This is a genomic window from Microbacterium sp. 71-36, assembly GCF_001898305.1.
GTDB lineage: Bacteria > Actinomycetota > Actinomycetes > Actinomycetales > Microbacteriaceae > Microbacterium.
This window is the reverse complement of record NZ_MKTP01000001.1, coordinates 17,527-38,199: the sequence shown is the minus strand read 5'-3', so window position 1 is coordinate 38,199 and position 20,673 is coordinate 17,527. Positions and strand designations below refer to the sequence as shown.

General features: G+C 70.6%; 18 protein-coding genes. 9 read left to right on the top strand and 9 right to left on the bottom strand.

Translation table 11 applies throughout. From position 1 onward, the window contains the following. The first annotated feature begins 3 nt into the window (after nucleotides 1-3). The 4 genes from zwf to BGO45_RS00150 all read left to right on the top strand — a co-directional run bounded on the left by zwf (nucleotide 4) and on the right by BGO45_RS00150 (nucleotide 6,002). Entirely contained in the window at nucleotides 4-1,554 is a 1,551-nt protein-coding gene (zwf, locus tag BGO45_RS00165) for a glucose-6-phosphate dehydrogenase (RefSeq protein ID WP_076490607.1), read from the top strand. Then, the gene (locus BGO45_RS00160) at nucleotides 1,551-2,498 is read left to right on the top strand and encodes a glucose-6-phosphate dehydrogenase assembly protein OpcA (RefSeq protein ID WP_076490608.1); all 948 of its coding nucleotides are present in this window, start codon (nucleotides 1,551-1,553) and stop codon (nucleotides 2,496-2,498) included. The genes zwf and BGO45_RS00160 overlap by 4 nt, the downstream gene beginning before the upstream one ends. Beyond that, nucleotides 2,495-3,286: a 6-phosphogluconolactonase gene (pgl, locus tag BGO45_RS00155; RefSeq protein ID WP_076490609.1), complete on the top strand. Its 792-nt coding sequence runs from the start codon at nucleotides 2,495-2,497 to the stop codon at nucleotides 3,284-3,286. Before BGO45_RS00160 ends, pgl begins: the two co-directional genes overlap by 4 nt. Nucleotides 3,287-3,473: 187 nt before the next feature. Further along, on the top strand, nucleotides 3,474-6,002 hold the full coding sequence (locus tag BGO45_RS00150) for an AAA family ATPase (protein ID WP_292689776.1): 2,529 nt from the start codon (nucleotides 3,474-3,476) through the stop codon (nucleotides 6,000-6,002). Here BGO45_RS00150 and BGO45_RS00145 read toward each other — a convergent pair. Further along, on the bottom strand, nucleotides 5,955-7,322 hold the full coding sequence (locus tag BGO45_RS00145) for a glycosyltransferase family 2 protein (protein ID WP_292689774.1): 1,368 nt from the start codon (nucleotides 7,320-7,322) through the stop codon (nucleotides 5,955-5,957). The two genes, BGO45_RS00150 and BGO45_RS00145, sit on opposite strands and share 48 nt — an antisense overlap. A 288-nt stretch (nucleotides 7,323-7,610) precedes the next feature. On the opposite strand from BGO45_RS00145, the gene BGO45_RS00140 reads away from it, so the two are divergent. The 5 genes from BGO45_RS00140 to BGO45_RS00120 are packed head-to-tail and all read left to right on the top strand — an operon-like array spanning nucleotide 7,611 to nucleotide 14,038. After that, entirely contained in the window at nucleotides 7,611-8,942 is a 1,332-nt protein-coding gene (locus BGO45_RS00140; RefSeq protein WP_292689773.1) for a nucleotide sugar dehydrogenase, read from the top strand. Further along, nucleotides 8,939-10,003, top strand: coding sequence for an NAD(P)-dependent oxidoreductase (locus tag BGO45_RS00135; protein ID WP_292689771.1), 1,065 nt, complete (start codon nucleotides 8,939-8,941; stop codon nucleotides 10,001-10,003). Before BGO45_RS00140 ends, BGO45_RS00135 begins: the two co-directional genes overlap by 4 nt. Next, on the top strand, nucleotides 10,003-11,805 hold the full coding sequence (gene glmS, locus BGO45_RS00130) for a glutamine--fructose-6-phosphate transaminase (isomerizing) (protein WP_292689770.1): 1,803 nt from the start codon (nucleotides 10,003-10,005) through the stop codon (nucleotides 11,803-11,805). Before BGO45_RS00135 ends, glmS begins: the two co-directional genes overlap by 1 nt. A 44-nt stretch (nucleotides 11,806-11,849) precedes the next feature. Beyond that, entirely contained in the window at nucleotides 11,850-13,298 is a 1,449-nt protein-coding gene (locus BGO45_RS00125; RefSeq protein WP_292689769.1) for a polysaccharide deacetylase family protein, read from the top strand. Then, nucleotides 13,295-14,038 carry a hypothetical protein gene (locus BGO45_RS00120; RefSeq protein ID WP_292689768.1) on the top strand — a complete coding sequence of 248 codons (744 nt, stop codon included), beginning with the start codon at nucleotides 13,295-13,297 and terminating at the stop codon, nucleotides 14,036-14,038. Before BGO45_RS00125 ends, BGO45_RS00120 begins: the two co-directional genes overlap by 4 nt. A gap of 52 nt (nucleotides 14,039-14,090) precedes the next feature. Here BGO45_RS00120 and BGO45_RS00115 read toward each other — a convergent pair whose 3' ends face one another. The 8 genes from BGO45_RS00115 to rapZ form a co-directional block, all read right to left on the bottom strand. Beyond that, nucleotides 14,091-14,444: an RNA polymerase-binding protein RbpA gene (locus tag BGO45_RS00115; RefSeq protein WP_076490615.1), complete on the bottom strand. Its 354-nt coding sequence runs from the start codon at nucleotides 14,442-14,444 to the stop codon at nucleotides 14,091-14,093. A 1-nt stretch (nucleotide 14,445) separates the two neighbouring features. Further along, nucleotides 14,446-14,694: a preprotein translocase subunit SecG gene (secG, locus tag BGO45_RS00110; protein WP_063257885.1), complete on the bottom strand. Its 249-nt coding sequence runs from the start codon at nucleotides 14,692-14,694 to the stop codon at nucleotides 14,446-14,448. Nucleotides 14,695-14,807: 113 nt separating this feature from the next. Further along, nucleotides 14,808-15,596, bottom strand: coding sequence for a triose-phosphate isomerase (gene tpiA, locus BGO45_RS00105; RefSeq protein ID WP_292689762.1), 789 nt, complete (start codon nucleotides 15,594-15,596; stop codon nucleotides 14,808-14,810). Further along, nucleotides 15,587-16,801 carry a phosphoglycerate kinase gene (gene pgk / locus BGO45_RS00100; RefSeq protein WP_292689760.1) on the bottom strand — a complete coding sequence of 405 codons (1,215 nt, stop codon included), beginning with the start codon at nucleotides 16,799-16,801 and terminating at the stop codon, nucleotides 15,587-15,589. Before pgk ends, tpiA begins: the two co-directional genes overlap by 10 nt. Nucleotides 16,802-16,807: 6 nt before the next feature. Further along, nucleotides 16,808-17,818 (bottom strand): type I glyceraldehyde-3-phosphate dehydrogenase, encoded by a 1,011-nt coding sequence (gene gap / locus BGO45_RS00095; protein ID WP_292689758.1) that lies wholly within the window; start codon nucleotides 17,816-17,818, stop codon nucleotides 16,808-16,810. Nucleotides 17,819-17,922: 104 nt separating this feature from the next. Then, entirely contained in the window at nucleotides 17,923-18,549 is a 627-nt protein-coding gene (locus tag BGO45_RS00090) for a superoxide dismutase (protein WP_076490619.1), read from the bottom strand. 172 nt (nucleotides 18,550-18,721) lie between these two features. Then, on the bottom strand, nucleotides 18,722-19,699 hold the full coding sequence (whiA, locus tag BGO45_RS00085) for a DNA-binding protein WhiA (protein WP_076490620.1): 978 nt from the start codon (nucleotides 19,697-19,699) through the stop codon (nucleotides 18,722-18,724). A gap of 83 nt (nucleotides 19,700-19,782) precedes the next feature. Next, a complete protein-coding gene (rapZ, locus tag BGO45_RS00080; RefSeq protein ID WP_292689752.1) occupies nucleotides 19,783-20,661 on the bottom strand; it encodes an RNase adapter RapZ in 879 nt (292 codons plus the stop codon). Between the last annotated feature and the right edge of the window lie 12 nt (nucleotides 20,662-20,673).

Here is a 20,673-nt window from a genome sequence, read left to right as displayed (position 1 = left end):
AGCATGGTCGTAGAGATCTCACCCGGTCACAATCCCCTCCGCGATCCCGAGGATCGCCGACTCAATCGCATCGCGGGTCCGAGCGCCCTGGTGATCTTCGGCGTGACGGGAGACCTGTCGCGCAAGAAGCTCATGCCGGCGGTGTACGACCTCGCCAACCGCGGTCTGCTGCCGCCCGGATTCGCGCTCGTGGGTTTCGCCCGGCGCGACTGGGAGGATCAGGACTTCGCGAAGGTCGTGCACGAGTCGGTCAAGCAGTACGCCCGGACCGAGTTCCGCGAGGAGACCTGGCAGGAGCTGCTCGAAGGCATCCGCTTCGTCCAGGGCGAGTTCGATGATCCCGAGGCGTTCCGACGTCTTCGCGAGACCGTCGACAAGCTCGACGTCGAGCGGGGCACGATGGGTAACCACGCGTACTACCTCTCGATCCCGCCGAAGGCGTTCCCCCTGGTCACCACGCAGCTCAAGGCCTCCGGCCTCGTCGGCGAAGGAGACCAGAAGACCACGGGGTGGCGTCGTGTCGTCATCGAGAAGCCGTTCGGCCACGACCTCGCCTCTGCGCGGGAGCTGAACGAGGTGGTGGAGAGCGCGTTCCCCGCCGACTCGATCTTCCGTATCGACCACTACCTCGGCAAAGAGACCGTGCAGAACATCCTCGCGCTGCGTTTCGCGAACGAGCTGTACGAACCCATCTGGAACCGCAACTACGTCGACCACGTGCAGATCACGATGGCGGAGGACATCGGCGTGGGGGGTCGTGCCGGGTACTACGACGGCATCGGCGCCGCCCGCGACGTCATCCAGAACCACCTCCTGCAGCTCCTCGCCCTCACGGCGATGGAGGAGCCCATCAGCTTCAACGCCGCAGATCTCCGCGCCGAGAAGGAGAAAGTGCTCGCCGCGGTCCGCCTGCCCGAGAACCTCGCCGAGGCGACGGCGCGCGGGCAGTACGCCGGCGGGTGGCAGGGCGGCGAGAAGGTGCTCGGCTTCCTCGAGGAAGACGGCATGAACCCGGAGTCGGTCACCGAGACCTACGCCGCCATCAAGCTCGAGATCAACACGCGCCGGTGGTCGGGTGTGCCGTTCTACGTGCGCAGCGGCAAGCGCCTCGGCCGTCGCGTCACCGAAGTGGCCGTGGTGTTCAAACGTGCGCCGCAGCAGCTGTTCTCGCGCAGCCAGACGCAGGAGCTGGGGCAGAACGCCCTGGTCATCCGCGTCCAGCCCGACGAGGGCGTCACGATCCGCTTCGGCTCGAAGGTCCCCGGCGACGGCACGCAGGTGCGCGACGTCACGATGGACTTCGGCTACGGCCACGCCTTCACCGAGGCCAGCCCCGAGGCGTACGAACGCCTCATCCTCGACGTGCTGCTCGGCGATCCGCCGCTGTTCCCGCGGCACGAGGAGGTCGAGCTCAGCTGGAAGATCCTCGACCCCATCGAGGAGTTCTGGGCCGCCGAGGGGGGACCGCTCGAACAGTACTCTCCCGGGTCGTGGGGGCCGGCTTCCGCCGACGAACTCCTCGCCCGCGATGGCCGCACCTGGAGGCGTCCGTGATCATCGACCTGCCCGACACCACCGTCAGCGCGATCTCGAAGAAGCTCGTCAGCGTCCGCGAAGAGGGCGGCGCGGTCGCCCTCGGGCGCGTGCTGACCCTCATCATCGTGACGCATCACGGCGCCGAGGAAGAGGTCATCGAGGCCGCGAACGACGCTTCGCGGGAGCACCCGATGCGCGTCATCGCCGTGCTGTTCGGCGATGAGGACGAAGAGCCGCGCCTCGATGCGGAGATCCGCGTGGGCGGCGACGCCGGTGCGAGCGAAGTCGTCGTGCTGCGCGCTCACGGGGCTGCCGCGTCGAACGCCGAGAGCCTCGTCACCGGCCTTCTGCTCCCCGACGCCCCCGTGGTGGCCTGGTGGCCCGCCGAGGCGCCGACCGACCCGTCCCTCTCGGAGATCGGCCGGATCGCCCAGCGGCGCATCACCGACGCCTCGTCGCAGCCCGACCCCACCGCGTGGGTCGCGCATCTCGGCGAGCACTACGCGCCCGGTGACACCGACTTCGCATGGACCCGCGTCACGCGCTGGCGCGAGCAGCTCGCGGCCGTCCTCGACCAGCCGCCCTACGAGCCGGTGACCTCGATCGAGGTCGCGGGCTCGGGCGACTCCCCCTCCACCGCGCTGCTCGCGGCCTGGCTGGGACTCAAGCTCGAGGCACCGGTGGCGTACACCTACCTGCCCGCAGACGAATGGTCCGGGGGCATCAAGTCGGTGCGGCTGACCCGTGCGAGTGGCGAGACGCTGCTGGAGCGTCCCGTTCCGGGTGTGGCCGTGCTCACGCAGCCCGGGCAACCGACGCACGAACTGGACTTCCCGCGCAGGACTCTCCGCGAGTGCCTCGCGGAGGAGCTGCGTCGCCTCGACCCCGATGTCCTCTACGGCCGGGTGCTGACCCAGTGCACCGAACTCCTCGGCACCCTCGACGAGCGGAGCACGCGATGACGGAGAACGGTTCGGCCAAGCGCGTCATCATCAAGAAGGATGCCGAGACCCTCGCGGACTACGTCGCGACGCGTTTCGTCAACCGGATCGTGAAGCGCGTCGCCGAAGGCAAGCGCATGCACATCTGCCTCACCGGGGGGACGATGGGCGGCGCGGTCCTGCGCTCCGCGGCCCGGGATCCCCGCGTGGCAGAGATCGACTGGTCGCTGGTGCACTTCTGGTTCGGCGACGAACGGTTCGTGAGCCGCGAGTCGGACGACCGCAACGACCGACAGGCGCGCGCCGCGCTCCTGGACGCCCTGGACGTCCCCGCCGAGAACATCCACGCGGTGGCCTCCACCGACGACGGTCTCGATCTGGATGCCGCGGCGATCGCCTACGCCGATGAACTGGCGCAGTTCGCCCCCGCCGACCGCAGCGAGACGGGCCCGTGGCCGTCTTTCGACATCTGCTTCCTGGGCGTGGGTCCGGACGCGCACATCGCGTCGCTGTTCCCCGATCGCGCCGAGATCTCGGTGACCGACCGGGCGACCGTGCCGGTGCGCGACTCCCCGAAGCCGCCGCCCGAGCGGGTGTCGCTCACCCGTCCGGTGATCAACTCGTCCAAGCGTGTCTGGATGGTCATCGCCGGCGCCGACAAGGCCGCCGCTCTCGGTCTCGCGCTCGCGGGCGCGAGCTACCAGAGCGTGCCCGCCGCCGGCGCGAAGGGACGCCGTCGCACGGCCTTCTTCGTGGACGAGGCCGCCGCGGATCAGGTTCCCCCGCAGCTCATCGACCGGGAGTACTGACGCAGGATTTCTGTCGGGAATCCGAGGGGGTCACGTGCGGCGCACGTGGCCCCCTCGGTGTCAACGGGGAAATCTTCCTCTTGTCATCGGCCGGGAGCGCTGCATACAGTGTCGGTCTGGGGGCATCCAGGACGAAAGCGGTGAATCGCCGACCGCCTCGTCCACCGACGCGGTTGGGAGCGTTCGGATGCTATTCGTTGGGCGTGAACGGGAGATCGAGGTCGCCGAGGCGATCATCGGCATGCGCGAAGGGGCCGCCTGCCTGTTCGTCGGCGACAGCGGAGTCGGTAAGACCGCGCTCGTCAGGGAGATCGCCCTCCGCTACGACACCGCGGTCGTCGCGGTGAGCCCCAGCGAACGCATGTGGCCGCTGTCCGGCGTCTCCGCCTTCGCCGCGGGCCTGGCGGGCTCCCGGAACGGAGCCCTCGACGGGGTGCTGGCCCGGGGGCGGGATTGGCCGGAGCACCTGCTCGCCGAGGAGATCAGCCGCACGCTCCACCTCGTCCAGGACGAGCCCCGTGTGGTCGTCATCGACGACCTGGACGAGATGGACGGGGCGAGTCTCAGCATCCTCGCGTTCGTCTGCGCCCGCCTGCGCGGAACGGGGGTGAGCGTGATCGCGACCGCGCGCACACCGGAGGGACGACACGATCTCGCGGGCATGACCCACGCCCACGTCGAGCGTCTGTCGTTCGACGAGTCGGTCGAGCTGGCCCGCGCGACGATCGGTGGTGCCGCGAGCCCGGCTGTGACGCATATCGTCGCCGCCTGGACGGGCGGGGACCCGGGACTGATCGCGCGTGTTCAGCTGACCCCCGGCGAGGCGGCCGGCGAAGACCCGCTCCCGGTGCCCCTGCGCGTGGTCCGCCCCGCGGCGCGACGTCAGCGCACCCCTCCGCAAGGCTCGGAGGATCCGCGGGTGTCGGCGGTGCTCGATCTCCTCTCCACGGGGCCCTTGTACGCATACGACGGCCTCCGGACCGCGGCGGCCGAGATCGACATCGAGTTGGACGAGCTCATCGACCGGGGGCTCGTGAGCGTGCACGGCGACCTCGCCCGCGTCTCCGATCCCGCTCTGCGCCTGCGTCATCACGCCGCGCTGTCCCCCGAGGATCGGCGCCGGCTCCACGTCCGCGCCGCGAGCGACCACCGTCGGCTGGATCCGCCGACGTTCCTCTGGCATGCGAGTTTCCTCGATCCCACGGGCGACCGGCTTCCGCTCCTCGCGGCGGCGGTGGACCTCGCCCGTGCGGGTGACACGTTCGCCGCGATCGAGTTCGCCGAGCGGGCGCTGGCCGGAGACCTGGACCAGATCCAGCGGGATCGCGGGCTGGTCGAGCTCGGCGATGCGCTGGTCCTGAACGGACACGATCTGCTGGGTCAGCACTTCCTCGGCCGTGCCGTGGACACGGCCGCGGCGGATGTGCGCGTGCAGGCGGCGATCGCGGCGCTCCGAGCGGGGGCGCGCCTCGACCACGTCGTCATCGACGCCCTCCCCCTCACCGTCGAGTGGGAGGACGACGCGGTCTCGACGGAACGCCTCCTGTGCGAGAGCGCACGTCTCCACATGTCGCGCGGCGAGCTGGACCAGGCGGTCGAGTGTCTCGCTTCCGTCGTCGAGCGGGGAGCGGTGTCCGACGAGACCCGGCTGCTCGCGCGCGTCCTGCGGGCGATGGGGATGGAGGTGCCCGCCGGCCTCGCGGACACCGCCGATCTCACCGCCGGCCAGGGCCCGGACGCCCCGATCGAGGTCGCGAGCCTCGCGGTGTCGGCGCTCCTCCTCGAGGAACGTTACGCCGAGGTCCGCCGCGTCGTCGAGACGCTGCTCACCGGCACGCCGCGCCCCGCACCGATGTGGCGCGAGCGCCTTCTCCGCATCGTCGTCGCCGCCGAGGTGCGCAGCGGCGATCCCGTCGCGGCGCGACAGGCGGTGGCGACGTGGCGACGCGAGTGGCTTCCCGGACGCGGACCGGATGCCGCCCGCACCCTGCTGCTGGCGCAGGCGGCGGCGATCGACCCGGCGGACTTGACGGCGCGCGACCTCGTGCGGCAGGGCCGGGAACTCAGTCGCCGGGAGGGGACACCCGCGCTCCTCCCCTTCTTCGCGGCGATCGAAGGGGGCCTCGCCCTGGCGGAGGGCCGGTACGACGACGCGATCAGCAGCCTACGGGCCGCGCACTCGGCCGGACCGGGGGACGACCCCGCGCTTCTGCGCACCGCGGCGGATCTGATCGAGGCGCTGTGGTTGAGCGATCGCGTCGTCGAGGCGCGTTCCGAGTTGACGCGGTTGGAGCTCGCCCTCGCGTCGCATCCCCGGCGGTGGACGACGCTGGCGGTGGCGCGGTCCCGCGCGGTGTGCCGGTCGAGCCGGGAGGGTCGTGTCGCGTTCGACGTGGCGGAGGCGACCCACCGCACGGACGATTCGCCCCACGAGTACGCGCGCCTGCGTGCGGCGCGCGATCGGTGCGTCCCCGCGGAGGAGTATCGCGTCCTGCGCACGCTCCGGCCCGATGCGCGCGCCGACGCGGTCCTCACGCCCGACGAGCAGGAAGTGGTCACGCTCGTCCAACGGGGTCTGCGCAATCGGGAGATCGCTTCGACGCTGTTCATCTCCCTGCGCTCCGTGGAGCTGCGCCTGACACGCGTGTACCGCAAGCTGGGTGTCGATTCACGCGCGCAGCTCGTCGCGCACCTGCACGGCGAGGCCTCGGCCTGACGCCGCGGGCGCGGGCGCGGGCAGGGATGCCAGGGGTTCCGCCGTGAGAACGGCGCCGCCGCCGGCGGCGGGTCGGCGGTCCGGGCTCTTCCACCGTCCGTCGGACGGGCGCCCGAGGGCCGCGGCCAGCGCGCGCAGACACAGGAGGGCGTCCCACACGCGCAGCAGGGGGAAGAGCAGCATGGCCGGCCGCGGCATCCGTCGGGTCACCGCGCACAGGAAGGCGGTCATCGCGGTGTCCACCGTCAGGAAGCCCAGCAGCAGCGGTCCCGTGGGGATGGCCGTCGCCACGGCGTCGGCGACACTCGCCGCCGTTCCGCTCAGCACCTGAGCGGCCAGGGCGGCGAGCGCCCCCAGCAGGAGCGCGGGGATGACGGCGGCGATCACCAGGCTGGCGACGACGGTCTCCGCCGCGAAGACCCCCACCGACGTCCAGAACAGCCCGGGGCGGATGCCGTGCCGCCGGACCGTCTGCCAGAACCCGAGGCTCCAGCGGCGCATCTGCGCCGAGTAGTCGCGGAGCACGGCAGGATCCTGGGTCTCGGCGATCGCGCACTCGGGGTGGAACGCGATCCGGCCGAGACGTTTGGCGTGCACCTCGAAGGTCATGTTGAAGTCCTCGATCGACAGGCCCGGGGCGTCGATGTCGATCCGGTCCAGCACGTCGGTGCGATACAGGCTCGCGAAGCCCGGGACGATGGCGACCGCGTCGGCGGCGCGCGCGGCCTGGCCGAACTTGTGGAGGTACTGGGTGCACACGTAGGTGCGTTCCCGGTACGAGGTCAGCAGGCGGCCCGCGCGCGTCGCCGGGGCGTCGGCGGCGGTCGTCGCGCGTCCGGCGACCGCGACCACCTGCGGGTCGGTGAACAGGGGCAGCCCCGTGCGCAGGTAGTCCGGACGGGGGCGGGAGTCGGCATCCAGGAGGAGCAGGAGGGGGAACCGCTCGGGGATGCGGAAGCGGTCGAGGCCCGCACGGATCGCGCCGGCCTTGCCGCGATTGGGGAAGAGGTCCCACGCGACGGCCCCGGCGTCGCGGGCCCGCTCCACCGTCGCATCGCGCGACCCGTCGGACACCACGAACACGTTCCGCGCGGGCACGAGGGCGCGGGCGGCGCGCACGGCGTCGGCGATGACGAGCTCCTCGTTGTGCGCCGCGATGAGGACCGCCACCTCCGTGGGCCGGAAGTACATCGACGGGGTGAGGAGCGCCGAGCGCGGACGGCGCTCATGAGCGAGGCGGCCCACGGCGACGGTGCCCCACACCAGGGTGGAGATCCCGATCGTGCAGACGGCGACGAGCAGGGCGAGCGCGAGGGTCATGGCATCCCTTCGTCCGGAGTCGGGTCGAGCACGACCGTACGCGCCCTCGGCTCCCCCCGGATCCGCACGGTCCGCATGCGGCCTTGCGGTTTCCCGCACACCGGCGTGCGGGACGCGGCATCCCGCAGGATCGGGCTCGATCGCTTGACCGCTCCTCCGGGGGCGGCGGAGGGTGGGCCGCGGATCAGCACCGACGCTCGTTCGGATGCACCGACCCGGAACAGCCGAACGTCCCTCGCACGCCGCGCGTCGCCGCCTGCCGTGGGACCACCCCCTTGGAGGATGACGATGTCCACACTCGATGTTCGCGCCACCGCCCCACTGCCGCCGACCGCGACGGCGCCGGCCGCTCCCCCGCCGTTCGACTTCGACGTCGCGATCGTGGGATTGGGGTACGTGGGGCTTCCCACCGCCCTCGCCTACCGGGCGAGCGGGTCCCGGGTCCTCGCGGTCGATGCCTCGCCCCGCCGGCTCCGCACCATCGCCGCCCGCGGCGCCGACCTGATCGATTCGGACCGCGAGCGTCTCGAGGCGGCCCTGCGCACCCCGCGGGAGTTCCGTCTCACCAGCGACGCGTCGGAGCTGACCCGTGCCGCCGCGATCGTCGTGTGCGTCCCCACACCCGTCGACCACCAGCAGGTCCCCGATCTCGCCCCCCTGCGGGCCGCGTGCGCCACCGTCGTCGCCGCGGCCCGCCCCGGACAACTGATCATGCTCACCTCCACGACGTACGTCGGCTGCACGCACGACCTCGTCGAGCAACCGCTCCGCGAGCGGGGACTGGAGGTCGGGCATGACGTCTTCGTCACCTTCAGCGCCGAGCGGATCGACCCCGGCAACGTCGGATTCGCGCAGGAGGCGGTGCCCCGCGTGGTCGGCGGCGCCACGGCCCGGTGTCAGGAAGAGGGCGTGCGCCTGCTGTCGCAGTACGCGGCGCGCGTGCACCCCGTCTCGAGCCTGGCGACGGCCGAGATGACGAAGCTGCTCGAGAACACCTTCCGCGCGGTGAACATCGCCCTCGCCAACGAGTTCGCCGACATCTGCGGCGCGCTCGACGTCCCGGTGACCGAGGTGATCGAAGCCGCCAGCACCAAGCCCTACGGATTCATGGCCTTCTACCCCGGGCCGGGTGTGGGCGGACACTGCATCCCCTGCGACCCCCACTACCTGCTGTGGCAGCTGAAGGCCCTGCACGTGGATGCCGGGGTGATCACGGAGGCGATGACACGCATCGCGGCGCGGCCACGGCGCGTGGTCGACCGCGTCCGCGACGTCCTCGGACGTGCCGGGAAGGGCACGCTCGGCGCCCGGGTCCTGATCGTCGGCGTGACGTACAAGCCCGACGTCGCCGACCTCCGCGAGTCCCCCGCCCTCGAGATCATCGACGGACTCATCGACGCCGGCGCGGAGGTGCAGTACGTGGACACGCACGCCCCGCACATCCATCTCGACTCCGGGCGCGAGCGGGACTCGCTCGCCGACCCCGCGGGCTTCCACCCCGACGTGGTCCTGGTCCACACCCGCCACCACGACTGCGACCTGGACTGGCTCGACGGCGAGGCCGTCGTGCTGGACGGGACCTACCGCAGCTCGGACATCGCCGGGCGGGTGCTGCTGTGAGCGGCGTCCCGATCTACCCGTCCGCCGACCACACGGCCCACCGCACGCTGGTGACCGGTGGAGCCGGTTTCGTCGGCAGCCACCTCGTCGAGCACCTGCTGGCGCAGGGCGACGAGGTCGTCGTCCTCGACGACCTCTCGACCGGGTCGGCGCGGAACCTGGCCGGCGCGGCCGACAACCCGCGTCTGCAGATGATCCACGGCTCCATCCTCAACACCAAGACGGTGGGCCAGGCCATGGAGTCCTGCGACCGCGTGTTCCACCTCGCTGCCGCGGTCGGCGTGAAGCTCATCGTCGAGCAACCGCTGCGCGGCCTGCGGATCAACATCCACGGAACCGAGAACGTCCTCACCGCGGCGATCGAACGGCAGGCGTCGGTGCTCCTGGTGTCCACGAGCGAGGTCTACGGCAAGAACACCGCCGATCGCCTGCGCGAGGACTCCGACCGCATCCTCGGCGACCCTCTTCTCTCCCGGTGGACGTACGCCGGCGCGAAGGGCATCGACGAGGCGTTCGCGAAGGCCTACTGCGATCAGGAGGGGCTCGACGTCGCGATCGTGCGACTGTTCAACACCGTCGGTCCGCGGCAGACCGGTCGCTACGGGATGGTGTTCCCCAACCTGGTGGGCCAGGCCCTCCGGGGGCACCCGCTGACCGTGTTCGGCGACGGGCACCAGACACGCTGCTTCTCGGCGGTGGAGGACGTCGTCCCCGCGATGGTGCGCATCGAACGCGACCCGCGGGCCCGCGGGCAGGCGTACAACCTCGGCGGTGCCCGCGAGATCTCGATCCTCGACCTCGCCCACGAGATCATCCGCACCCTCGACAGCCGGAGCGAGATCGAGCTCATCCCCTACGAACAGGCCTACGCGCCCGGTTTCGAGGACATGCGGCGGCGGGTGCCCGACAACACCAAGGCCAACGATCTCGTCGGGTACGAACCCCAGACGTCGCTCACCACGACCATCCTGCGGGTCGCCGCCGACCTGCTCGCCCGCGAGCGCCTCGCGTCCGACGCGATGCCTCTGGCCGGCAGCGGTTCGTTCCGCGGGGTGCTCTGATGTGCGGCATCACCGCGTTCCGAGGGCCGTCCGCGGCGACCCACGCCCAGGTCGCTCTCGCTCGGCTCGAGTACCGCGGATACGACTCCGCGGGCATCGCCGCCCGCCGACCCGACGGAACGGCGATGCACGTGCGGACGCTCGACGGCGTCGCCGCGCTCGCCGACGCCGTCGAACCGGACACGGATGCCACCACGGCGGCGATCGGCCACACCCGGTGGGCCACCCACGGCGGCGTGAGCGAGCGCAACGCGCACCCCCTGGAAGACTGCGGCGGCCGCCTCTACGTGGTCCACAACGGGATCGTCGAGAACGCCGGCGCCCTCCGGGAACGCCTGCGCTCGGCCGGCCACCGTCTCGCGACCGACGTCGACACCGAGGTCATCGTCCACCTGCTCGAGGAAGCCGTGAGCGTGGGCATGGACCTGGGTGCCGCGCTCGCCGACGCCGCCACCCACCTGGTGGGATCGTGGGCGGTCGTGGCCCTGGACACCCGCACCGGCGCGCTCGCCGGGACCGCTCACGGATCGCCGCTGATCCTCGCCGACGGCGGCGACGGGGTGTATCTCGCCAGCGACGTCGGCGCGGTGGCCCCGTTCGTCTCCGCCTTCCGCGTCCTGGAGGACGACGACGTCGTCGACATCGACGCGGGCGGCGCGCACTGGCACCGCTCGGGGGGAAGCGAGCGTCCGCGCGGGCTCTGGCCGGTGCCCGACATCGCGCTCCTCGCCAGCAGCGGACAGCACAACGATCACATGGGCAACGAGATCGACGAGCAACCCGTCGTCGCCCGTCGTGTGCTCGACGCGCTGGCCCCGAGTGTCCGCGACGGGGTCCTGTGGGACCGTCTGGGCCTTCCGTCGCTGGACGGCATCGACCGCGTGGCGGTCCTCGGTTGCGGCACGTCCCTGCACGCCGGTCGGGCGCTCGCCGGCGTGTTCGCGCGCGTGGGGCACATGCCCACGCGCGCGCTCACGGCGAGTGAGGCCGCGCACGAGGTGTGGGAACCGCGCACGCTCGTCGTCGCGATGAGTCAGTCCGGTGAGACCGCCGACGTCCTGCGCGCATTGGACGGCCTGCCCTCCGGTCACGGCACGGTGCTCGCACTCACGAACAACGCCGCGTCGTCGCTCGCCCGCCGGTCGGACGCCGTGATCGATTGCCTCGCGGGGCCCGAGATCGGTGTCGCGGCGACGAAGACGTTCGTCGCGCAGGTGCTGACCGGCGCCTGCGTGGCGCTGTCGGGACTGTCCGGGTCGGGGCGTGCGGATGCCGCCGCGCTCGACGCCGACCTCACCGCTTTGGCCGCGACGCCGGATGCCCTCTCGGGCGCCCTGCACGCCTGGCGGGATCGGGCCGCCGAGCTGGCGGGCGACCTGGTCACCGCATCCGGGTTCCTGTTCCTCGGGCGCGGTGCGGGACTCGTGTACGCCGCCGAGGGCGCGTTGAAGCTCAAGGAGCTCTCCTACCGGTGGGCGGAGCACCACGCCGCGGGCGAGTTGAAGCACGGGCCCCTGGCCCTGGTGGATGCCGGCACCCCGGTGTTCGTCGTCGACGACGGCGATCCGCGTCTGGACGTGGACATCGCCGAGGTGCAGGCGCGCGGTGGGCGCGTGATCCGCGTCGGCGAACGGGCGCTGCGGGTCGGTGGGCTTCCTCTGCACCTGCCGCGCACCGGTCCGTCGTGGGGTCCGTTGGAGACGGTCGTGCCGTTGCAGCTGTTCGCGCGCGAACTGGCGCTGCGTCTTCAGCGGAACGTCGACAAGCCCCGCAATCTCGCCAAGTCGGTGACCGTCGCATGACGACACCCCCGGCTCGACACGCCCCCTCGAGAAAGGCCGCCCGCATGCTCTCCGGACCCTCCCTGCCCACCCGGCGACGTCGCCGCCTGCGCCTGGCCGTCGCGGCTCTCGCACTCGCCGCCCTCCCGGTCGCCGGGCTCGTCGCCGTCGCGCCGTCGCCCGCGCAGGCGGCCACGCGCACGGTCGTGAGCTTGACGTTCGACGACGCCAACGCCGACCAGCTGAGCGCCCTGCCCGCGTTGAAGGCGAACGGGATGAAGGCGACGTTCTACGTCCCGTCCGGTTTCATCGGCGCCGCCGGCCACATGACCCGCGCCGATCTGACGAGCCTCGCGAGCGCCGGCCATGAGATCGGCGGGCACACCGTGAACCATCCCGATCTCGCGCAGGTGAGCGTCGACGAGGCGAAGCGTCAGATCTGCACCGATCGCAAGAACCTCACGTCGTGGGGATTCACGGTCCGCAGCTTCGCCTACCCGTTCGCCTCCAGCACGCTGGACGTCGAGAAGGCCGCGGCCGCGTGCGGATACAACAGCGCCCGACTGCTCGGAGACATCCGCAGCCGCTTCGGCTGCCCGGACTGCGCCTACGCCGAATCGACGAAACCCGCCGACCCGTTCGCGCTCAAGGCGCTCGACCAGGTCGACGCGACCTGGACGCTCGACGACCTCAAGGCGGGCGTCACCAACGCCGAGAAGAACGGCGGCGGCTGGGTGCAGTACACGTTCCACGACATCTGCGCCGACGCGTGCAGCGACCTCGCGATCACGCCGACGATGTTCTCCCAGTTCCTGTCGTGGCTCAAGACGCGACAAGCCGCCGGCACGGTCGTGAAGACGATCGGAAGCGTCATCGGCGGCACGACCAAACCCCTCGTGGACGGCCCGTCCGTTCCCGCTCCGACGGGTTCGACCAACGGCATCGTGAACCCCAGCATGGAGCAGGGCGCGCCGGACTGCTGGATGCGGGGCGGGTGGGGCACGAACAACCCGACGTTCGAGACCGGGTCGCCCGCCCACACCGGTGCGATCTCCAGCGGGATCACCATGACCGGCTACGGAGACGGCGACGCCAAGCTCCTTCCGCAGTTCGACCTGGGCCAGTGCGCGCCGACCGTGACCCCCGGTCGCACGTACACTCTGCGCGAGTGGTATCTCGCGAGCGGGGTGACACAGTTCGCGGTGTACCTGCGGTCGACCTCCGGTTCGTGGTCGTACTGGACCTCCAGCCCCTGGTACGCCTCGGCGGCCGACTGGACCGAGGCCGACTGGACGACGCCGGCGATCCCCGACGGGTACAACGGGATCAGTTTCGCGCTGACCATCTTCGGCAACGGCACCCTCCGCACCGACGACCTCGCACTCTACGACAGCGCGGGCGCCCCGGCTCTCGCCCCGGCGACCGGCGTCACCCGGCTCGCTCCCGCGACGACGACCCCGCCGCAGGGTCCCGTCGAGCTGTTCCAGCCGACCGAGAGCGACGTCACCGGATGATCCGACGCTCGGCGGCGGCGGGTGCCCTCGGGGTGCTCGTCGCCGCCGGCGTCGTGGCGTGCGCGCCGACGCCCGCCCCGCTCCCGGACACGGGCTACCCGTGGCACACCGACATCGTGGCCACGACCTTCTGGGTCGGCGAAGTGTTCGACCCGAGCGCGCCCGACGGCAGCCAGCGCCTGTCGACGTACGACTCGCGGTGGCTGGCGTCGTACGGGGGATGCGACGGCGTCTCCGAGGGCGCCCAGTGCCGCACCGAACCGCGCACCGCCGCGAACGGGTACTTCCCCACCCGCATGACGCCGCGGGAGAACCCGTTCTACCTCGATCTGCCGTTCGACGACGTCAACGACGAGGTGGGCTTCGCCGAGCGCGGCAGGGTGATCCCGTGGGCGTCGGAGAGCGCGTACGCCGCGCACGTCGACGACCCCGCGGTCAGCCTCATGAAGAACCGCTGGGTCGTGCTCCGCAAGGGCGATCGGCTCTGCTACGGCCAGATCCAGGATGCCGGACCCGGCGAGTACCGCGACGCCGCCTACGTCTTTGGTTCCGACGATCGACGTCCGGACAACGCGCGGTTCAACGGCGCCGGACTCGATGTGTCCCCGGCGCTCAACGGATGCCTGGGGTTCGCCGAGCTCGACGGCGAGGACGACCGGGTCGACTGGGCGTTCGTCGACGACCGCGACGTCCCCGACGGGCCGTGGACTCGGATCGTGACGAGCAGCCCCGTGCAGTGAGAACGGAAGAGACCGGATGCCGCGGGCATCCGGTCTCTTCCGTGGGGAGGTCTTACTGGCCCCGACGCTCGCGCAGCTGCTGCAGCGCATCGTCGAGGAGCGACTCCGCTTCCTCGTCGGTGCGGCGCTCCTTCACGTAGGCCAGGTGCGTCTTGTAGGGCTCGGTCTTGGCCAGAGCCGGGGGGTTGTTCTTGTCGCGGCCGGCGGGAAGGCCGGAGTGCGGCGAGTCGATCGTCTCGGGGATCTCGTCGTCGGGGATGCCCGCGGCGAAGTAGCGGACGGTCTCGTTGCCGAGTGCGTCCCAGTACGACACCGCCACGCGATCGGCGTGGAAACCGTGATCCTGTTCACCCATCGGGCCCGCGCCGACGCGCGTGCCGCGGATGGCGTTGCCGCCAGTGGCCATGTCAGAGCTCCGCGAACTTGGTCAGGAGACCGAGACCGACGATGGTGATGAACCACACCAGCGCCAGGACGATCGTGAATCGGTTGAGGTTGCGTTCGGCCAGGCCCGACGAACCGAGTGCCGAGCTCATGCCGCCGCCGAACATGTCGGACAGGCCGCCCCCACGTCCCTTGTGGAGCAGGATGAGCAGGGTCAGCAGGAGGCTGGTCACGCCCAGGAGAACCTGCAGGACGAACTCGAGAATCTGCACTGTCGAAAGCCTTTCGCGGCGGTCGGAGCCGACCGCACAAGCGTCAAGTATACGGGGAGGGCGCGTGAGCGCACGGATGCCCGCGGCGCACGGCCGCGGGCATCCGGAGTCGTTCAGACGCCGACGTGCTTCTGGTAGCGGATGATCGCCGCGAACTCGTCGACGACGAGGCTCGCGCCACCCACCAGGGCACCGTCCACATCCGGCTCGCGCAGGAAGCTCGCGACGTTCGCGGCCTTCACCGATCCGCCGTACAGCACGCGCGTGCGAGCCGCGGCATCGTCTCCGAGCTGGGCGGCGACGACGGCGCGCACGGCGGCGCACACCTCCTGCGCCTGCTCGGGCGAAGCGACCTGTCCGGTACCGATCGCCCAGACCGGCTCGTAGGCCACCACGATCTCGGCGTCGGAGGGCACGCCCTCGAGTGCCGTCTGGAGCTGAGCGACCGAGACCGCGGTCGGACCCGACTGCTCGCGCTGCTCCAGCGTCTCGCCGACGCAGATGACCGGCACCAGACCGTGCCGGAGCGCGGCCTTGACCTTCGCGGCGACGACCTCGTCGGTCTCGTGGTGGAACTGACGACGCTCCGAGTGACCGATGATGACGTACTTCGCGTCGAGCTTGGCCAGGAACTGACCCGAGATCTCGCCCGTGTAGGCACCGGAGTCGTGGGCCGAGAGGTCCTGACCGCCGAGGGCGAAGTCGATCTTGTCGGCATCCAGCAGCGTCTGCACGGTCCGCAGGTCGGTGAAGGGCGGGAAGACCGCCACCTCGACGCTGCCGTTCTCGTGCTTGGCTTCCTTCAGCGTCCAGTGCAGCTTCTGGACGAACGCGACCGCCTGCAGGTGGTCGAGGTTCATCTTCCAGTTGCCGGCGATGAGGGGAGTACGGTTCAGGACCATCCGAGGACCTCCAGTCCGGGGAGCTTCTTGCCTTCGAGGAACTCCAGGCTGGCGCCGCCGCCGGTGGAGATGTGACCGAACTGGTCGTCGGCGAAGCCGAGCTGGCGCACGGCCGCGGCCGAGTCGCCGCCGCCGACGACGCTGAGGCCGTCGACCTCGGTCAGAGCCTGCGCCACGGTCCGTGTGCCCGCGGTGAACGCGGCCATCTCGAACACGCCCATCGGGCCGTTCCAGAACACCGTGCGGGAGTCGCGGATCGCCTCGGCGAACAGGTCCGCCGTGCGGGGGCCGATGTCGAGACCGAGGCCTGCGGCACCGAACGGGGTGTCCTCCAGCGCAACGGCATCCGCGACCACGTGCTCGGCGTCCGCCGAGAACGACGCCGCGACGACGGCATCCACGGGAAGGACGATCTCGACGCCGCGCTCCTTCGCCGTGGCGAGGTAGCCCTTCACGGTGTCGATCTGGTCCTTCTCCAGCAGGCTGGCGCCGACCTTGCTGCCCTCGGCCGCGAGGAACGTGAACATCATTCCCCCGCCGACGAGCAGCTTGTCGACACGCGGCAGCAGGTGCTCGATCACGCCGAGCTTGTCGCTGACCTTCGACCCGCCGAGGACGACCGTGTACGGACGTTCGGGGGTCTCGGTCAGACGATCGAGGACCTCGAGCTCCTTCTGGATGAGCAGACCCGCCGCGGACGGCACGATCTGCGCGAGATCGTAGACGCTCGCCTGCTTGCGGTGCACGACGCCGAAACCGTCGGAGACGAGGGCGTCGCCGAGCTCGGCCAGCTGCCGGGCGAACGCCTGACGCTCGGTCTCGTCCTTCGAGGTCTCCCCCGCGTTGAAGCGGAGGTTCTCGATGACCGCGACGTCGCCGTCCTCGAGCGAGGCGACGGCCTCGCGGGCGGACTCGCCGACGGTGTCGCGCGCGAACGCGACCGGCTGTCCGAGCAGCTCGGACAGGCGCTGCGCGACCGGCTCGAGCGAGTACTTCGGGTCAGGAGACCCGTCGGGACGCCCCAGGTGCGAGCACACGACGACGCGGGCGCCGGCGTTGATGAGGGCGTTGAGAGTCGGCAGCGACGCGCGCACGCGGCCATCGTCCGTGATGACGCCGTCCTTGAGGGGGACGTTCAGGTCACAACGGACGATGACGCGCGTGCCGGCCAGCGACCCCAGCGATTCGAGGGTGCGCAGAGCCATGGAGTGTCAGAGACGCTCGGCGACGTACTCGGTCAGGTCGACGAGACGGTTGGAGTAGCCCCACTCGTTGTCATACCAGGACGAGACCTTGACGAGGTTGCCGGACACGTTGGTCAGCTCGGCGTCGAAGATCGACGAGTGCGGGTTGCCCTGGATGTCGCTCGAGACGATCGGGTCCTCGGTGTACTGCAGGATGCCGTTGAGGCGTCCCTCGGCCGCGGCCTTCTTGTAGACCTCGTTGATCTGGTCGACGGTCAGGCCCTCGGTGGGCGTGACGATCGTGAGGTCGACGATCGAGCCGGTGGGGACCGGCACGCGGTACGACGAGCCGCTGAGCTTGCCGTTCAGCTCGGGCAGGACCAGGCCGATGGCCTTGGCCGCACCGGTGGACGCGGGGACGATGTTGATCGCCGCACCGCGTGCACGGCGGAGGTCGCCGTGCGGGCCGTCCTGCAGGTTCTGGTCGGCGGTGTACGCGTGGGCGGTCATCATGAAGCCGCGCTCGATGCCGAAGGCGTCGTTGAACACCTTCGCCAGCGGGGCGAGGCAGTTCGTGGTGCACGAGGCGTTCGAGATGATGACGTCGGTCTCGGGGTTGTACGTCTCTTCGTTGACGCCCATGACGATCGTGGCGTCGTCACCCGTGGCGGGAGCGGAGATGAGCACCTTCTTGGCGCCGCCGGCGACGTGCTTCTTGGCGTCCTCGGCCTTGGTGAAGCGGCCGGTGGACTCGATGACGATGTCGACGCCGAGCTCGCCCCAGGGGAGGTTGGCGGGGTCGCGCTCTTCGAAGACCTTGATGGTCTTGTCACCGACGGTGATGGAGTCTTCGGTGTACGAGACCTCTTCGGCCAGGACGCCTCCGACGGAGTCGTACTTGAGGAGGTGGGCCAGGGTCTTGTTGTCGGTGAGGTCGTTCACCGCCACGATTTCGAGGTCGGCACCCTGCGCGAGAGCCGCGCGGAGGTAGTTGCGTCCGATACGGCCGAAGCCGTTGATTCCGATCTTGACGGTCACGGAATATCTCCTGAATCAGTTGTGCGCGAGAAGCGCGTGATTGCGGTGTTCGCTGGCGGACAACGGCGTCCCGACGGGGTGTCCCGTCGGGACGCCCACGCCGTTTACGACAGTACCAGCAGACCCGTGGTCTTCTCACGGGCGGCCGCGAAGCGCTCCTGCGCATCGGCCCAGTTGGCGATGTTCCAGAACGCCTTCACGTAGTCCGCACGCACGTTCTTGTAGTCGAGGTAGTACGCGTGCTCCCACACGTCCAGGAGCAGCAGCGGGACGGTGCCGGCGACGATCTGACCCTGCTGGTCGAAGAACTGCTGGATGAGCAGGTTCTGACCGATCGAGTCCCAGAACAGACCCGCCCAGCCCGAGCCCTGCACGCCGAGGGCCGCCGCGGTGAACTGACCGCGGAAGGCGTCGAACGAGCCGAACTGGTCGTCGATCGCCGCCTCGAGGTCGCCGGTGGGCTTGTCGCCACCGTTGGGCGAGAGGTTGGTCCAGAAGATCGAGTGGTTGGTGTGACCGCCGAGGTTGAACGCGAGGTCCTTCTGCAGACGGTTGATGTTCGCGAAATCGCCCTTCTCGCGCGCCTCGGCGAGGAGGTCGAGCGTGGTGTTCGCGCCGTTGACGTACGTCTGGTGGTGCTTGCTGTGGTGCAGCTCCATGATGGTCGCGCTGATGTGCGGCTCCAGCGCGGAGTAGTCGTAGGGCAGTTCGGGCAGCGTGTACTTCGCCATGTTCTCTACTTCCGAATCGGCGCTGCACCGAAGCCTCGGCGCAGCGAGGGTGACGTGTTCATCCTACTGAGCGGCAACGCACGGACCACGGGGTTGCTTCCCCGAATGACGAGGGATAACGAAAACGGATGCCATGGATCATGGCATCCGTTCGTCATCGGGCTCGTACGGGCTAGTCGTCGGCGCCGACCGGCACCGCGGACTCGGTGCCGGGGATCCCCTCGACCTCCGCCTTCTTGTCGGCCATCGCCAGCAGGCGCCGGATCCGACCGGCGACGGCGTCCTTCGTCAGCGGCGGGTCGGCGTGATGGCCGAGCTCGTCCAGGCTCGCGTCGCGGTGGGCCAGGCGCAGTTCGCCGGCCTGCTGCAGGTGTGCGGGGACCTCGTCGCCGAGGATCTCGAGCGCGCGCTCGACACGGGCGCACGCGGCCACGGCGGCCTGCGCGGAGCGACGGAGGTTGGCGTCGTCGAAGTTGACGAGGCGATTCACGCCCGCGCGCACCTCGCGGCGCTGACGCATCTGGTCCCACTCCCCCGCGGTGCGACGGGCACCCATCTCGTACAGGGCACCACGGATCGCCTCGCCGTCGCGCACGACGACGCGCGGCACGCCCCGCACCTCACGCGCCTTGGCGGGGATGCCGATGCGATGACCGGCTCCGACGAGCGCCATGGCCGCCTCGGAGGACGGGCACGAGATCTCGAGCGCCGCGGAGCGGCCCGGGTCGCTGAGCGAGCCGCTGGCGAGGAACGCGCCGCGCCAGATGGCACTGAGGTCGGGACGCGAACCGGTGGTGAGCTTGTTGGGGAGGCCCCGGACGGGGCGGCGACGCTGGTCGAGGAGCCCGGTCTGCCGGGCGAGCGTCTCACCGGCCTCGATGACCCGGACCGCGAAGTGACCGCCGGTGCGCCCTCCCGAACCCTGCACGTGGTGCAGTTCGGGGCGGACGCCGTACAGCTCCATGAGATCGCGGGCCACGCGACGGGCGAGGATGTCCGAGTCCAGTTCGGCTTCGACGGCCACGCGGTTCGCGATCGAGTGCAGGCCACCCGAGAAGCGCAGGATCGCCGTGAGCTCGGCGACGCGCGCCGTCGGACGCGGGTCGCGTACGGTGATCAGCTCGGCCTTCACGTCGGCGGTCAGCGGCACGGTTCTCCTCGGTTCAGGACGATGGGGCAGCGCTCGGGACAGCACGGGTGAGGCTGTCGAAGCGGCGGGGACGAGGGTACAGCCTACTCGCGGCCGAGGTCTCGGTGAGTCACACGGACCGCGACACCGGGCAGGTCGCCGAGGCGGGCGGCCAGCTCGCGGACCATGACGACCGATCGGTGCTTCCCGCCCGTGCAGCCGATCGCGATGACCGAGTGCCGCTTGTTCTCGCGCTCGTACCCCGCGAGGACGGGCCGCATCGCCGCGGCGTAGGCGTCGAGGAACTCGGTCGCGCCCTCCTGACCGAGCACGTACTCCCGCACCGCGGGATCCTCTCCCGTCAGCGTCCGCAGATCCTCGTTCCAGAACGGGTTCGGCAGGAATCGCATGTCGGCGACGAGATCGACGTCCGTGGGCAGGCCGTACTTGAACCCGAAGCTCATGAGGGTGACGGTGTGCCGGGCCGCGCCTTCTTCGCCGAACAGCTCGACCGTGCGGATCGACAGTTGGTGGACGTTGTACGACGAGGTGTCGATGACGACGTCGGCCGCTTCCCGCAGGGGGGTCAGCCGTTCGCGCTCGCGCCGGATGCCGTCGAGGATGGTGCCGTCGCCCTGGAGAGGATGAGGACGACGCACGGCCTCGAACCGCCGCACGAGCACCGCGTCCGAGGCATCCAGGAAGACCACGCGCACCTGACCGTCGGCCTGCAGCGCGCGCATCGCCTCGGGAAGGTCGCCGAACAGCGAACGTCCGCGGACGTCCACCACGACGGCCACTTTCGGGACCGCGCCGGCGGCGCGCTCCGTCAGGTCGAGGAGCGGCCGCAGCATCCGCGGGGGAAGGTTGTCGACCACGTACCAGTCGAGATCCTCCAGGGCGTTGGCGACCGTGGAACGGCCCGCGCCCGACATCCCCGTGACGATCAGCACCTCGCCGGGCGCATCCCGTGCCGCCTGCATGATTCGCCCTTC

Excerpts from the sequence above, each read along its gene's own strand:
- BGO45_RS00125 (WP_292689769.1), top strand. The coding sequence starts at position 11,850 with ATGCTCTCCGGACCCTCCCTGCCCACCCGGCGACGTCGCCGCCTGCGC.
- zwf (WP_076490607.1), top strand. The coding sequence starts at position 4 with ATGGTCGTAGAGATCTCACCCGGTCACAATCCCCTCCGCGATCCCGAG.
- pgl (WP_076490609.1), top strand. The coding sequence starts at position 2,495 with ATGACGGAGAACGGTTCGGCCAAGCGCGTCATCATCAAGAAGGATGCC.
- BGO45_RS00115 (WP_076490615.1), bottom strand. The coding sequence starts at position 14,444 with ATGGCCACTGGCGGCAACGCCATCCGCGGCACGCGCGTCGGCGCGGGC.
- pgk (WP_292689760.1), bottom strand. The coding sequence starts at position 16,801 with ATGGCTCTGCGCACCCTCGAATCGCTGGGGTCGCTGGCCGGCACGCGC.
- BGO45_RS00145 (WP_292689774.1), bottom strand. The coding sequence starts at position 7,322 with ATGACCCTCGCGCTCGCCCTGCTCGTCGCCGTCTGCACGATCGGGATC.
- glmS (WP_292689770.1), top strand. The coding sequence starts at position 10,003 with ATGTGCGGCATCACCGCGTTCCGAGGGCCGTCCGCGGCGACCCACGCC.
- BGO45_RS00090 (WP_076490619.1), bottom strand. The coding sequence starts at position 18,549 with ATGGCGAAGTACACGCTGCCCGAACTGCCCTACGACTACTCCGCGCTG.
- BGO45_RS00120 (WP_292689768.1), top strand. The coding sequence starts at position 13,295 with ATGATCCGACGCTCGGCGGCGGCGGGTGCCCTCGGGGTGCTCGTCGCC.
- rapZ (WP_292689752.1), bottom strand. The coding sequence starts at position 20,661 with ATGCAGGCGGCACGGGATGCGCCCGGCGAGGTGCTGATCGTCACGGGG.
- tpiA (WP_292689762.1), bottom strand. The coding sequence starts at position 15,596 with ATGGTCCTGAACCGTACTCCCCTCATCGCCGGCAACTGGAAGATGAAC.
- BGO45_RS00150 (WP_292689776.1), top strand. The coding sequence starts at position 3,474 with ATGCTATTCGTTGGGCGTGAACGGGAGATCGAGGTCGCCGAGGCGATC.
- BGO45_RS00140 (WP_292689773.1), top strand. The coding sequence starts at position 7,611 with ATGTCCACACTCGATGTTCGCGCCACCGCCCCACTGCCGCCGACCGCG.